Source organism: Pseudomonas sp. YQ_5, assembly GCF_043103305.1.
GTDB classification, from domain to species: domain Bacteria; phylum Pseudomonadota; class Gammaproteobacteria; order Pseudomonadales; family Pseudomonadaceae; genus Aquipseudomonas; species Aquipseudomonas putida_Y.
The window spans coordinates 449,568-463,575 of sequence record NZ_JBICJS010000044.1 but is presented as its reverse complement, the minus strand read 5'-3'; the positions used below and the strand labels follow the sequence as shown (position 1 = coordinate 463,575).

Below are 14,008 nucleotides of genomic sequence, written 5' to 3'. Positions count from 1 at the left end.
AGAGGCCATCTACTGGTCCAGCTTGTGCTCGCCGGTTACACCATCGCCAACCGTTGCTTGTGCGTCGGTGCAGGGAACGCCTTATCGATCGCCCGCAGGTCTTCGCTGGTCAAGGTCAGCGCTCCCGCTGCTGCATTGAGCCGCACGTGCTCGGGCGCCACCGCCTTGGGGATGGCGATCACGCCGTCATCGCGGGTCACCCAGGCCAGGCTGACCTGGGCCGGTGTGGCGCCATGACGCTCTGCGATTTCCGCCAGTACCGGGTGCTGCAACAAGCGCCCGGCCTGAGCCAGCGGGCAGTAGGCCATGGTTGGCAAGCCACGTTTTTCGCACCACGGTAGCAAGTCGAATTCGATGCCACGCTGGGCCGGGTTGTACAACACCTGGTTGGTTGCACAATCAGGGTTGTGCAGTTCGCGCAAGTCGTCGACGTCGAAGTTGGACACGCCCCAACGCTTGATCTTGCCTTGCTCGCGCAAGCGCTCGAAGCCTTCGACGGTTTCCTCCAGCGGGTGCTGACCACGCCAGTGCAGCAGGTACAGGTCGATGCAGTCGGTGCCCAGCCGGGTGAGGCTGCGTTCGCAGGCAGCCGCCATGCCGCGCAGGCTGGCATTGTGCGGGTAGACCTTGCTGACCAGAAATACCTGGTCGCGGCGCCCGGCAATGGCTTGACCTACGACCTCTTCTGCCCCCCCTTCGGCATACATCTCGGCGGTGTCGATCAGGTTCAGGCCCAGCTCGATGCCCTGTTGCAGCGCCGCGACTTCGGCAGCCTTGCGACCTGGGTCTTCGCCCATGTACCAAGTGCCTTGGCCGATGGCTGGAACACTCGTGCCTGCCAGATTTACGTATCGCATGTCACCTCCGGGATCCGGGTATTGGAAAGAAGCACCTCAAGCAGTGCTTGCGCTGCAGTGGAAAGCTTGTGCTCGCTGAGGGCAATCACGCCGATGCGCCGCTCGACAGTGGGCTCGACCAAGGTGACGCAGCGGGCACCCAGTTCCTGCATCTGGTTGATGCACAGCGCCGGCACGGCACTGACCCCCAGGCCGCTGGCAACCATGCGGCCGATGGTCGTCAGCTGGTGGCTTTCGAACGCGACTGCCAGCTTGCCGTGGCGGGCCGCCACATTCTGCTCCATCAGCAGGCGCACTGCCGAAGGGCGCTGCAGGGCCACGAAATCTTCGGCCATCAGCTGTGCCCAGCTGACCTGGGGCAGCAGTGCCAAGGGTGAGTCGGCGGCCACTACCGCAACGAAGCGGTCCATGTACAACGGATGGAAGTCCAGCCCATCGATGTTATCCGGCTCGAAGCCGATGCCCAGTTCGACGCGACGATGGCGTACCAGTTCCTGTACCTGTTCGTTGATCACGTCGTGCACCGTGACGTTGACCTTGGGGTAGCGCTGGCGAAACACCTTGAGCGAGTGGGGCAACAGGTTGCCGGCAAAAGCCGGCATGGCCGCCACCGACACACGGCCCAATTGCAGGGTGAAGCGCTGGCGCAGCATCTCTTCGGTGTCGTCCCAGTCGGCCAGCAGGCGGCGTGCCAGTGGCAACAGCACTTCGCCTTCGGCAGTCAGGCTGACGCTGCGCGTGGTGCGGCTGAGCAGGGCGCCGCCGAGGTTTTCTTCCAGCGCCTTGATGGTCAGGCTCAGTGCCGGCTGCGAAACGTGCAGGTGTTCACCGGCCTGGGCGAAGCTCTGGTACTTGGCCACGGCGACAAAGGCGCGCAATTGTTTGACGTTCATGTCGGGCCTATCGTTTGTTTTGTAAAAATTATCAATCGATGACGAAAACAAAATTAACAAATCAGTCGCTTGCGGTGAAGATGTCTGCACACGCTCACCGACAGCCTCGTCGGTTAAACAACTACAAAAGGCGGATCAGCATGGCCGGACTGGACAAGCGCGTTGCAACCTATGAACAGGCCCTCGAAGGCCTGAGCGACAACATGACGGTACTGGCCGGTGGTTTCGGCCTGTGCGGCATCCCGGAAAACCTTATCAGCGAAATCAAGCGGCGTGGCGTCAAGGGCCTGACCGTGGTCTCCAACAACTGCGGTGTGGACGGTTTTGGTCTGGGCGTGCTGCTGGAAGACCGGCAAATTCGCAAGATGATCGCCTCCTACGTGGGCGAAAACGCCGAGTTCGAACGCCAGTTGCTCAGTGGCGAGCTGGAAGTGGAACTGACCCCACAGGGCACCCTCGCCGAGAAAATGCGCGCAGGTGGTGCCGGCATCCCGGCGTTCTACACCGCCACTGGCTATGGCACCCCGGTTGCCGACGGCAAGGAAGTCCGCGAGTTCAAGGGCCGCAAGTACATCCTGGAAGAATCCATCACCGGTGACTTCGCCATCGTCAAGGGCTGGAAGGCCGACCACTACGGCAACGTGGTTTACCGCAACACTGCGCAAAACTTCAACCCGCTGGCGGCCACCGCCGGCAAGATCACCGTGGTCGAAGTGGAAGAAATCGTCGAGCCCGGCGTGCTGCTGCCAAGCGAAATCCACACCCCGGGCATCTACGTGGACCGTGTCATCGTCGGCACCTTCGAAAAGCGTATCGAAAAGCGCACCGTCAAGGCCTGAGCGCCATCCACCCGAACAATAAAGAGATCCTGACCATGGCACTGACCCGCGAACAGATGGCGCAACGCGTTGCCCGTGAACTGAAGGACGGTTACTACGTCAATCTGGGCATCGGCATCCCCACTTTGGTGGCCAACTATGTACCCGCCGACATGGATGTGATGCTGCAATCGGAAAACGGCTTGCTCGGCATGGGCGAATTCCCGACCGAAAGCACCCTCGATGCCGACATGATCAACGCCGGCAAGCAAACTGTCACCGCCCGCCGCGGCGCCTCGATCTTCGATTCGGCACAATCGTTCGCCATGATCCGTGGCGGCCACGTCGACCTGACTGTACTGGGCGCTTTCGAGGTGGACGTGCAGGGCAACATCGCCTCGTGGATGATTCCGGGCAAGCTGGTCAAGGGCATGGGTGGGGCCATGGACCTGGTGGCCGGCGCCGAGAACATCATCGTCACCATGACCCACGCCTCCAAGGACGGCGAGTCCAAGTTGCTGCCGCAGTGCAGCCTGCCGCTGACCGGTGCTGGCTGCATCCGCAAGGTGTTGACCGACCTGGCCTACCTGGAAATCGAAGACGGCGCCTTCATCCTGCGCGAGACCGCACCTGGGGTCAGCGTTGAGGAAATTATCGAGAAAACCGCCGGCAAGCTGATCGTGCCGGATGATGTGAAGGAAATGACCTTCTAAGGCATGACGTGATCTCACCCTGTGGGAACGGGCTTACCCGCGAATGCGGCGGTCTATGTACCGAGGCATTCGCGGGTAAGCCCGTTCCCACAGGTTTTTTGCGTTGCCTGGCAATACCGCTTCATCTCATAAAACCAATAAAAGGAATTCACCGTGGCCGCTGAAATTCAAGACAGCCGCTCCGCGCGCTTTGCCTTGCGCTGCTCCAACTGGGCTGAACGCTGGTTCCCCGACTCCTGGGTGTTCGCCGCGTTGGCGGTACTGCTGGTGTGTATTGGCGCACTGGCCATGGGCGCCAAACCGACCGACACCGCCAAGGCTTTTGGCGACGGTTTCTGGAGCCTGATACCGTTCACCATGCAGATGGCCTTCGTGGTCATCGGCGGTTATGTGGTGGCCAGCTCGCCGCCCGCCGCGAGGCTGATCGATCGCCTGGCGCGCATCCCCGGCAATGGGCGCTCGGCAGTGTGCTGGGTAGCACTGATCTCGATGCTGGCCTCCTTGCTCAACTGGGGGCTGTCGCTGGTGTTTGGAGGCTTGTTGGTACGCGCCCTGGCGAGGCGTACCGACCTGAAGATGGATTACCGCGCAGCGGGTGCGGCGGCTTATCTGGGCCTGGGTGCGGTGTGGGCGCTGGGCCTGTCATCCTCGGCGGCGCAGTTGCAGGCCAACCCGGCCAGCCTGCCACCTTCAATCCTGTCGATAACCGGGGTGATTCCGTTTACCGAAACCATCTTTCTCTGGCAGTCCGGCGTGATGCTGGCGGCGCTGGTGGTGGTCTCGCTGGTGATCGCCTACGCCACCGCGCCGGGCCCGAACAGCGCACGTAGCGCCGAAGACTGCGGTGTCGACCCCAGCTTCACAGCGCCACCCGCCACGCAACGCACGCGCCCGGGGGAGTGGCTGGAACACAGCCCGATCCTGATCCTGCTGTTGGTGGCCTTGGCTGCTGGCTGGCTCTATCAGGAGTTTGCGACAAAACCCGCGATTACCGCCATCTCGGGGCTCAACACCTACAACCTGTTGTTCATCATGCTCGGTGCTTTGCTGCACTGGCGCCCACGCAGCTTCCTTGACGCGGTGGCGCGTGCGGTACCGACCACCACCGGTGTGCTGATCCAGTTCCCGCTGTATGGTTCGATCGCCGCCATCCTCACCCAGGTGAAGGGAGTCGATGAACAGACGCTGGCCCACCATATTTCACTGTTCTTCACCCAGATTGCCACCCACGACACGTATGCCGTGCTGATGGGCGTGTATTCCGCGGTGCTGGGCTTCTTCATCCCTTCAGGCGGTGGCAAGTGGATCATCGAAGCCCCTTACGTGATGCTGGTGGCCAACGACCTGCAGTACCACCTGGGGTGGGCGGTGCAGATCTACAACGCGGCCGAAGCCTTGCCGAACCTGATCAACCCGTTCTACATGCTACCGCTGCTGGGCGTGCTGGGGCTCAAGGCGCGCGACCTGATCGGGTTCTCGTTCGTGCAATTGCTGGTGCATGTGCCGTTGGTGCTGGTGTTGCTGTGGGCGTTGGGTACAACGCTGCAGTACGTACCGCCAGTGATGCCTTGATTCAAGGCCTCTGCAGGCTTGGCGTCAGCTATTAGACGCGTATCATGGCTGCCTCAGCCTGGGAAACCCGCGTCACATGTCTATCCGATTGAAACTGCTGCGTAAGAAACTGGGGATGACCCTGGAAATGCTGGCCGAAAAGACTGGCATGACCAAAAGCTACCTGTCCAAGGTCGAGCGGGGCCTCAACACGCCCTCGATCGCTGCGGCGCTGAAACTGGCGAGGGCGCTGAACGTCAATGTCGAAGAGCTGTTCGCCGAAGAACAGGCCGGGCAGAGCCGCTACAGCCTGGTGCGCCATACCGAGCGCCAGGCCTTGGTTGGCGATGGACAAGGGCCGGGGTACGCGGCCCTCACCAGTCAGGTTGGCCAGCGCAGCCTGCTGCCGTTTCTGATCCAGCCGCCGTCCGAGTTCAGCGACCCCACGTTCAAGGAACACCAGGGCGAAGAGTTCCTGTTTGTTCACGCAGGCCAGGTGGAAGTGGATTTCATGAGCGAGCGGGTAATGCTGGAGCAGGGCGACGCCCTGCATTTCAATGCCCAGACGCCGCACCGGCTGCGCTCGGTAGGTGTTACTCCAGCGCAATTACTGGTCGTGGTTCACCACGCGGACGAATGAATACGTGGGGGGGGCAGGTATGCCCCCGCGTATTCTCAGCTGTGAAACGCCAGATTCATCGCAGCAGCCCTCCCTTGCATAATCTGCATGTCGTTTTTTTGACGAAAGCACCTATCGCCCATTGAATTTTATTATGGTGTCGGATCATTGACGTAGTGTCATTGTGCCCATAAGCTCAAATCAACAACGAAACAACCCCGCAACACCGCGCCAATAACTAATTGATTTTCCTGTTTTTAGGAGGGGAGTATGCGCTCGACTCTGATAATCAAATCGATGTTCTTGCTGGTGATGCTAAGTGGTGCTGCCCGTGCGGCAGATTCGTATATCAATCAGAACAGTATCATTCCTGTTTCAACTGCAGGCTGGTTCTTTGCCTTTGCTGTCGTCGGTTTTGTTGCTGTTGCCAACCGCAGAAAGATCTGAACCGGACACCTTGTACCCGAAGAGACTGCCCATTGCCGAGAGGCCACAGGCATGGCTTGTGAATTCTCCAACCGTTGCTATATTCCCAGTAGCCCGTAAGGGCCAACGTTTACAGAACGTTGCAGTCCACGTCTACAGCGTCAAGGTAAGGGCCTCCAGGAAGGTCGAGGCCATCGCGGCAGCTGTGCGCCGTGAAGCGGAGCGAGAGTTGGTGTGTTGTTCTCATTCAGTGCTCTTTGTCGGGCCATTTGGCCGGAGGGACCCTCATGGTGCGTTCAATATTTGCCGCTTTGTGCATGCTGACGGTGTGGTCCGGCGCCGCTAACGCCGACCAGAGCGGTGCTCCCTACCTGCTTAGCCCCGGCGATGTGGTGATGGTTTCGGTGTGGCAGGAAGACAGCCTGCGTCAAGAAGCCACCGTACTGCCCGATGGCAGTATTACCTTCCCCCTGGCCGGGCGCATCAATGTTGCCGGGCTGGACGTGACGGCAGTCGAAAAGCAGGTCGCTGCCAAACTCGAAAAATTCCTCCCCGACCCTAACGTCAGCGTTGTCGTCAAAAGCATTGCCGGCAATATGGTCTATGTCCAAGGCAAAGTGATCAAGCCCGGGCCTGTGCAAATGGCAGGCCCCACTGCGGTATTGCAGGCGCTGAGCATGTCAGGTGGCCTGGACAAGTTTGCTGACGAAAGCGAAATCAAGGTGGTCCGCGGCACGGGTGCTTCCCAAAAGATCCTGCCCGTGCGATATAAGGACCTGGTGTCTGGCCGGGACATGTCCACCAACATCCAACTCCAGGCTGGCGATACGCTGGTCGTTCCTTGATCTTGCCTTTTAATAAGAACATTTAATGCCTCTTCTTAGAACAACTCGCATTGCAACGGCAATCTTGGTCTTGCCGTTTACGGACGCGGTACTGGCGGCAAATTGGCAGTCTACGGTGGTGGTACCGACATCCGTCGAATACGACAGCAACCCATTGCTGCTGACCTCGGGGGAAAAGGGCATAACGCGCACGATCATCGCGCCGGATTACACCCTGATCGGCACTTTTGACCGTGACGAATTGAGGTTGGGGCTTGGCATGCATGTGCTGCGCTCGTCCGATACGGATATCGTCGATGACCGTGAAGATCCTGATATCAGCCTGGGCTGGCAGCGCACCACCGAGCGGGGGCGTTTCGGCCTGGTGGCGCGCTACAACGAGAGCTCGACGTTGTCGGGGACAGTACTGGATACCGGGGTGATTACCACCGACGGTACGCAGAAGCTTTACACCTTGACTGGCAACTGGAGCCAGGCGGTGACCGAGCGCAGTACCTTGAGCAACGAAACCACCTACAACCGTGCCCGTTACGACATCAGCACGCTGACGGGCTACGACGAACTGGCGAACGTCTTTACCTGGACTTACGCCTGGAACGAACGGGCTGATCTGTATACCCGTTTTGGTGCCCGGCGCTATGAGCCCGAACAGGACCTTACCGCGACCGCTTCCAACAGCTACACCCCGGCAGTCGGCGTCAAATACCAGCTTGCCGAAGGCTTTAGCGCCGATGCCCATATTGGCGTCAACCAAGTGTCAGGTGACGGCGGCGGCCGACGCGGGGAGGGTGGGGTTGCGTTGCTGTACACCGGCCCGCGTGCCGATGCCAGCCTCACGGCCGAGCGCAGCACGGTGGCCAGTGCCGAAGGCGGCTTCGCCGAGCTGGACCAGGTGCGGGGTGTGTGGAGCTATGCGTTGACCGAGTTGTCCCGGGTGGGCGCGGACGCCGCGTGGCAAGACAGCAAAGGGCAGTCGCCCAACACGCTGCAGACTTACAGCGTATGGGCCAGCCGCCAGTTTTCGCCTTACTGGGACCTGCGCCTGTCGCTGATGTACAAAGAACGGCAGCAGGACCATGTACCGGATGCGACCGCTACGATCGTTGGTTTGACGTTGACGTACAGGTACCCCGACATCTGAACTTCAGGCAGGTGGCCCTATGAAGTCTGACTACGAGCTCTCCCTCAGAGATTACATCGCCATTATCAAGGACAGGGCCCTGGTGTTAGGGGTGAGTGCCGCAGTCATTCTCGCCGCGACCGTGGCCGTCGCGTTGATGGTGCCGCCGATCTACCAGTCGACCGGCACCATTCTGGTGGAGTCGCAGCAGATTTCACCGGAGCTGGTGTCGACCAACACCACCACTTTTGCCGATGAGCGCATCGAGGTGATCCGCCAACGGGTGATGACCCGCGAAAACCTGCTGCGCATCATCGGCAAGTACGACCTGTTCGCCGACAAGCGCTTCAGCGAAAGCGACAAGATCGACCAGATGCGCAACGCGATCGTGGTCCAAACCCTTACCACCTACGTGCGTGGACGTGGTGAAGCGACCGTGGCGTTCACTGTGTCGTTCGAGCACAAGCAGGCACAAGTGGCCAAGGAAGTCGCCGACGAACTGGTGACGCTGTTCCTCAACGAAAACCTCAAGCAGCGCACCGAGCGGGCCAACGAAACCACCGAATTCCTCACCCAGGAAGCCAACAAGCTGGGCGCCGAGCTGGCCAGCCTGGAAAACCAGTTGGCCGATTTCAAGCAGGCCCACGCCAATGCCTTGCCCGAGCACCAGACCCTGCGCATGAACATGCTGTCGCGTGCGGAGCTGGAATTCCGTGAGGTCGACCGTGACTACAAGGCTGCCCAGGAAGAGCTGCGCTACCTCGAGCTGGAACTGTCTGCGGCCAATGCAGGCCTTGCCACCAAGGCTGCCGAAGGCACCCGGTCAACCCGTGCCGACCAGCCTGAGGACCTGCCTAGCCTGAAAGCCGAATACGCGCGGCTGCTGACCCGCTACAAGGACGCCCACCCGGATGTGGTGGCGATCAAACGCAAGATCCAGGCGCTCGAAGCCAGTGGTGGTCGCACTGCGGCAGCGTCCACGGTCAGCCTCGACGTGGCCCGTGTCCGTGCCAAGATGAGCGCTGCCCAGGTGCGTATCGCCTCGCTGGCAGAGCAAAAGCGCGAGCTGACCCGGAAAATGGAAGGGTACGAGGCCGAGATCCTCGAGGCGCCGCAGGTCGAGCGTGGCCTGGTGACCTTGATGCGTGACCACGACAACGCGCGCAAGAAATACGAAGAGATTCGTGCCAAGGAAATGGGCGCAAAAATTACCGAAAGCCTCGAGCAGGAAAACAAGGCTGAACGCTTTGTGCTGCTGGAGCCTCCGCTGTTGCCCGAGAAGCCGATCAAGCCTAACCGCAAGAAAATCGCCGCGCTGGGCCTGGTGCTGGCGCCAGCTGGTGGCGGTGCGCTGGTGATGCTGCTGGAAATGCTCAATCAGCGCGTGCGCGGCGTTGGCGCCCTGGAAAGCCTGCTGGGCAAACGGGTGCTGGTGGCACTGCCCTATATCGATACCCGAGCCGACGTGGCCCGACGCAAGCGCTGGCGCAATCGCCTGATCCTGGCGGCACTGGCGCTGGCAGCTATCATGATAGGGCTGGTGCACGTGTTCTACATGCCACTGGATGTGCTGTTGTACAAAGTCATGTCTCGGTTTGTATAGGGAAAGCAGTGATGGACAGGATCAAGCCGGCTGTTGGCAACAATATTCATCAGGTTACCCCAGGTACTCCCCAGGCACTGTCTCCCGCCCCCGGTACGGCGCTGGCAGAAGTGCCGGGTCAGTTCGATTACGTGAACACCAAGGTGGTACCGCTGCGTGCAGACCACCTGGAGCGCAACCGCATCGTCGCGTACAACAAGAACTCCAACATGAACGGGCCGATCGACCTGTTGCGTACGCAGGTGCTCAGGGCCATGGACGAGAACGGCTGGCGTACCTTGGCCATCACCTCGCCAACGCCTGAAGCGGGCAAGACAATGCTGGCGATCAACCTGGCCATGAGTATTGCCCACCACACCACCAAGACTGCGTTGCTGGTGGACTTCGACCTGCGCCGGCCCAAGGTCGGCAGTTACCTGGGGCTGCCCATGGAGCAGGCACTGAACGAGTTTCTGACGAACAAGGCCGAGCTGCAGGACTGCCTGGTCAACCCGACCTTGCCGCGCTTTGTTGTGCTGCCGACGCGGGTACCCGTACCCCTGTCGACCGAGATGCTGTCCTCGCCCAAGGTGAACAACCTGATTGGCGAGTTGCGCAACCGCTACGAGTCGCGCATCTGCATTTTCGATTTGCCACCGCTGCTCAGCTCGGACGATGCAATCACCGTGATGCCCAAGTTTGATTGTGTATTGCTGGTGGTGGCCAACGGGATGAACAACAAAAAGGAAATCGAGGATTGCCTGCATCACCTGGCCACGGTGAACCTGATCGGGACTGTGTTGAACAAAGCTGACGAACAGCCGCGCACCTATTACTGATACTGAGCCTTCTGGCCGTCCACCTGTAGGTGCAGCCTTTTGCTGCGCCTACAGGGAGCGAAACCAACTCAGCGCTCCCAGGGATACTGCAACTCCCACTGCCACGCATGCCGCACAATCTCCTCCAGCGAAGCGAACGCCGGGCGCCAGCCCAGCACCTGGATGGCTTTGCTCGCATCCGCCACCAGCCGTGGCGGGTCGCCCGCGCGGCGCGGTGCGTCAAGGGCATTGATCTGTCGCCCGGTTACTGCCCGGGCCGTATCGATCACCTGCTGCACCGAAAAGCCCAGGCCATTGCCCAGGTTGAACGCGGCACGCTCGCCACCGGCCCGTAAATAATCCACCGCCAGCGCATGGGCCGCCGCCAGGTCTGCCACATGCACGTAGTCGCGTATGCAGGTGCCATCCGGTGTGTCGTAGTCACGACCGAACACTGTCACCGCCTCGCGCCGACCCGATGCAGCCTGCAGGATCAAGGGGATCAGATGGGTTTCCGGGTCATGACGTTCCCCGAGCTGACCTTCCGGGTCAGCGCCCGCGGCATTGAAATAGCGCAGGCATACCGATTTCAAACCATAGGCCCGGTCAAAGTCCTCAAGAATCTGCTCGACCATCCATTTGCTCAACCCGTACGGGTTGATCGGTACCTTGGTGTGCGCTTCATCGATCGGCACGTACTGTGGGTTGCCATATACGGCGGCACTCGAAGAAAACACCAGGTGCCTGATGCCGGCATTGACCATGGCCTGCAGCAGGGCAAGGGTGGCTGCGACATTGTTCTGGTAGTACTTGCCAGGCGCGGTGACCGACTCGCCCACTTGAATGAACGAGGCGAAGTGAAACACTGCATCGAAGCGACAAACGCCAAACAGCACGTCCAGCGCGGCTTCGTCGGCGATATCGAGCCTGGCCCACTGGATGCCGGGGCCAGGTGAGACCAAGTCCGCCACCAGCACGTCATGGCCGGCGGCTAGCAGGTGCTTGACCATGTGTGAGCCAATGTAGCCCGCACCACCCACAACCAGATATTTCATCCCCACCTCCTGGAATCTGCTGTTTACAGACGCAGTGAACACTCCCTGACACGTGCAGGTGGGATGATCATCTACAGGTGACCTGAGCGTAGATGGCCCTATGCTCTATTTCAAGAATAGCCAGTTGGACATGTAGGTGCCGTCGAAGGTAATGGTGTATTGCCCATCCTTGTAGGCCACCGGCAGCGGTTTCAGCTGCACCTGTGCATCGCGGGCGAACAGTTTCAGGCCGGCAGGTGCCTTGATGTTCAGGCTGCCTTCAAGGGGCTCGACATTGAACGGCGTCTTGTCATCGGCCTTGGGCATCGCACGGGTGCCCAGAGACAGAAGAAGTTCGCGCGACTGGCCCAGTGGCTTACCGTCCAGGCTCTGGACCACCACGCTGGCGTAAGGCGTTTTCGTTTGTATCTGAATGGCACCCAGGTTGATCGGACGGCCACCCAGCCAGCCACTGGCGGCCTGGGTCAATGGCGTGTCGATGGTGTAGATGCCTTGTTGCCAATTGCGCCTGAGCTCGCCTGTATCGGTCACCGACTCGGTGGCATCGGCGGCCAGCAGCGCTTGCCCCGGGTCGTGCAGCACCTGCGCGCCTGCCGGGATGGTCGCGGGTTTTAGCCAGGGCAATTCCGGCGTGTGTGGCAGGGCGATCTGCAGCTGGCCCTTTTCCATGGCCGTGCGCAGCAGCGGTGAGTTACGCGGGGTGATTTCCTGGTTGTACAGAGTGGCAGGTGTCGGTGCGAACACGTAGCGAGTGGTGGCGGGCTTCACGTCGGCACGGCGATAGAGCAGGGCAGCGGCGGGCAGGGTGGCGATCATCGCCGGGTCGTTGTACGCGTGCCAGTTGTCCGCCGTGCGCCAACCCGGGTTGAACGCCTGTTGGCTGTAGGCATATTGCAGCATGGCGTCCCAGCCTTGGTGGCTGGCGGTGCCGGCGATGTAAATCGGCAGCGAGTGACGGTCCGGCAGCGGGAAGGGCTCGGCGTTCCACTCGGTGACAGTCAGCGGTTTGCCGACGACCTGGGCGGCAGCAATCCAGTCGATCATGCCGTCGCTGGTCAGCGGGTTCTTTTCCAGTTGGCCTGCATCGCCGTAGCTGTGGGCGTCGATGACATCGCCAACGCTCAGTGCCGGAAGCGCGCTAAGCCCATTGCCGCCCCAGGTACTGGTGGTAGCAATGGGCACTTTCACGCCCACGCTGCGCAGGTGGGCGATCATGCCGGCATTGAAGCGCTGTTCCAGCTCGTTGAGCAACAGCTTCGACGGCCCATGCTCCCAGGCACGCCAGGTAAGGTCGACGGGGAGGTCAAACTGTTTGGCAAAGGCCTTGGCTGCGGCCATGTAGCGCGCACTGTGGCGCGGTACATCCTTGTTTGGCATCAGGGCGTTGCCGTAATGCTGGGTCAGGTCATTCTCGTTGGTGATCAGCACGGCGGCGATGGCCGGGTCGTCCTTGTAGGCCAGGCCCGTGTATTCGTTCACATGGGTCAGGTACTGCTCGGCGAAGCGTTTCATCGCGTGCTGGATACTGTCGTTCACGTAGGCGTAACCCTTCAGGTCGACGCGACCGTCCTTCTCGGGAAGCTCCTTGAAGTCTTCGATGTTGTCGTTGGCGGTGAACGCACGCTGCACATGCATGTCCAGCCAGATGTAGATGCCTTCGTCCTTGAGTGACTTGATCCACAGGTCGAGCTTGCGCAGCGATTCGGCGCTGAGCTGCTGGGTATCATGCACCAAGGTGCCGTCGCCAAAGACGTTGGGGCTGACCCAGGGCGAGTCGTGGTGATGCAGACGCACCAGGTTGAAGCCCAGCGCCGAAAGGCGTCTGGCCTGCAGGCGAATTTCTTCGTCAGGGGTTTTGAACAACGAGTAGGCCGACAGGTTGGTGCCCCAGAAGCGCACTGGAGTGTTGTCGGCGAACATCAACTGGTCGCCGACCGCCTTCACGAAGCCACGCTTGCCGGCGGGTTTCTCCGCTGCGTTGAGGAACGACAGGTCCACCGGCGAGGTGCGCCAGTCCAGTTGGTCATCAGGCCAGCTGGCGGGGTCTGCCAGGCCGAAGCGCTCGCTGGGGGTAGGGCCGAGTTCGATGTCGCCGGTCACGTTGAGCACGGCCTTGAGCTGCCGGCGGCCGGCGCTGATCGGGTCCTTGTAGAGGAATGCACGCAGCTCGGACGGGTTGCCGCGCTCGAAATAGACCTTGGCCAGTGGCGGGTCGAAGCGCATTTCGATGCGTCGCCCCTGGTCGGCCTTGCCCCAGGTCCAGCCGCGGTTGTCGGGCAGCAACTGCGGGGCGCCCATGTCGCCGGCGATTTGCGCCGGGTCGAACTGGAACACCAGGCCGCCACCCATGACACCGCTCTGGCGGCTGTGGGCGTCGAGGTCGAAGGCCCAGCTCAGGGTTTGCGCCTGTTCCTTGCGGATGTCAGCTTGCAGGTCGAAGTCCAGCTCCTTGTTCTTGCCCCGCAGCGTGTAGTGGTAAGGGCCATTGACCTTGAAGTCGGTATAGAAACCGGTCCAGCTCCAGTTGGCAGCCCAGAAATCGAATTTGGCCTTCATGACCGGGCCGCCGCCGTGTGCCACGGTAGGCAAGCCATTTTGCTCATCGACACTGACCTGCCAGTCTGAGGCCCAGCTGGCCAGCGGCAGCAGGGCCAGGCCGGCAATGGCCGAAAAGCGCACGTAATGACGCAGGGACAGCCTATTCATGAACA

Annotated in this window: 13 protein-coding genes; 9 read left to right on the top strand and 4 right to left on the bottom strand. The window is 60.9% G+C overall.

The genetic code is table 11. The features are described from left to right. Nucleotides 1-35 precede the first annotated feature (35 nt). Both ACF8EA_RS10355 and ACF8EA_RS10350 read right to left on the bottom strand, forming a co-directional pair. The gene (locus ACF8EA_RS10355) at nt 36-857 is read right to left on the bottom strand and encodes an aldo/keto reductase (RefSeq protein ID WP_392521925.1); all 822 of its coding nucleotides are present in this window, start codon (nt 855-857) and stop codon (nt 36-38) included. Continuing rightward, nucleotides 845-1,750, bottom strand: coding sequence for a LysR family transcriptional regulator (locus ACF8EA_RS10350; protein ID WP_021785058.1), 906 nt, complete (start codon nt 1,748-1,750; stop codon nt 845-847). Before ACF8EA_RS10350 ends, ACF8EA_RS10355 begins: the two co-directional genes overlap by 13 nt. 140 nt (nt 1,751-1,890) lie before the next feature. On the opposite strand from ACF8EA_RS10350, the gene ACF8EA_RS10345 reads away from it, so the two are divergent. The 9 genes from ACF8EA_RS10345 to ACF8EA_RS10305 all read left to right on the top strand — a co-directional run bounded on the left by ACF8EA_RS10345 (nt 1,891) and on the right by ACF8EA_RS10305 (nt 10,263). Continuing rightward, complete coding sequence (locus ACF8EA_RS10345) at nt 1,891-2,589, top strand: CoA transferase subunit A (protein WP_020192902.1); 699 nt, start codon at nt 1,891-1,893, stop codon at nt 2,587-2,589. Between the two features lie 35 nt (nt 2,590-2,624). Then, nucleotides 2,625-3,281 (top strand): CoA transferase subunit B, encoded by a 657-nt coding sequence (locus tag ACF8EA_RS10340; RefSeq protein WP_021785059.1) that lies wholly within the window; start codon nt 2,625-2,627, stop codon nt 3,279-3,281. Between the two features lie 153 nt (nt 3,282-3,434). After that, nucleotides 3,435-4,853, top strand: coding sequence for a short-chain fatty acid transporter (locus ACF8EA_RS10335; protein ID WP_021785060.1), 1,419 nt, complete (start codon nt 3,435-3,437; stop codon nt 4,851-4,853). Between the two features lie 76 nt (nt 4,854-4,929). After that, nucleotides 4,930-5,472: a helix-turn-helix domain-containing protein gene (locus ACF8EA_RS10330; RefSeq protein WP_021785061.1), complete on the top strand. Its 543-nt coding sequence runs from the start codon at nt 4,930-4,932 to the stop codon at nt 5,470-5,472. Nucleotides 5,473-5,721: 249 nt separating this feature from the next. After that, nucleotides 5,722-5,898, top strand: a complete 177-nt coding sequence (eppA, locus tag ACF8EA_RS10325) for an EPS-associated small membrane protein EppA (RefSeq protein ID WP_021785062.1) — start codon at nt 5,722-5,724, stop codon at nt 5,896-5,898. Nucleotides 5,899-6,164: 266 nt separating this feature from the next. Then, nucleotides 6,165-6,722, top strand: a complete 558-nt coding sequence (locus ACF8EA_RS10320; RefSeq protein WP_392521923.1) for a polysaccharide biosynthesis/export family protein — start codon at nt 6,165-6,167, stop codon at nt 6,720-6,722. A gap of 25 nt (nt 6,723-6,747) precedes the next feature. Then, the gene (locus tag ACF8EA_RS10315; RefSeq protein ID WP_021785064.1) at nt 6,748-7,863 is read left to right on the top strand and encodes a hypothetical protein; all 1,116 of its coding nucleotides are present in this window, start codon (nt 6,748-6,750) and stop codon (nt 7,861-7,863) included. 19 nt (nt 7,864-7,882) lie between these two features. Beyond that, nucleotides 7,883-9,445 carry a Wzz/FepE/Etk N-terminal domain-containing protein gene (locus ACF8EA_RS10310; RefSeq protein WP_021785065.1) on the top strand — a complete coding sequence of 521 codons (1,563 nt, stop codon included), beginning with the start codon at nt 7,883-7,885 and terminating at the stop codon, nt 9,443-9,445. A gap of 11 nt (nt 9,446-9,456) precedes the next feature. After that, a complete protein-coding gene (locus tag ACF8EA_RS10305; RefSeq protein ID WP_392521922.1) occupies nt 9,457-10,263 on the top strand; it encodes a CpsD/CapB family tyrosine-protein kinase in 807 nt (268 codons plus the stop codon). A gap of 68 nt (nt 10,264-10,331) precedes the next feature. Here the strand turns inward: ACF8EA_RS10305 and galE are convergent, their stop codons facing one another. After that, on the bottom strand, nt 10,332-11,297 hold the full coding sequence (galE, locus tag ACF8EA_RS10300) for a UDP-glucose 4-epimerase GalE (protein WP_392521921.1): 966 nt from the start codon (nt 11,295-11,297) through the stop codon (nt 10,332-10,334). Nucleotides 11,298-11,402: 105 nt separating this feature from the next. Continuing rightward, entirely contained in the window at nt 11,403-14,003 is a 2,601-nt protein-coding gene (locus ACF8EA_RS10295) for a glycosyl hydrolase family 5 (protein ID WP_392521920.1), read from the bottom strand. Nucleotides 14,004-14,008 lie beyond the last annotated feature (5 nt).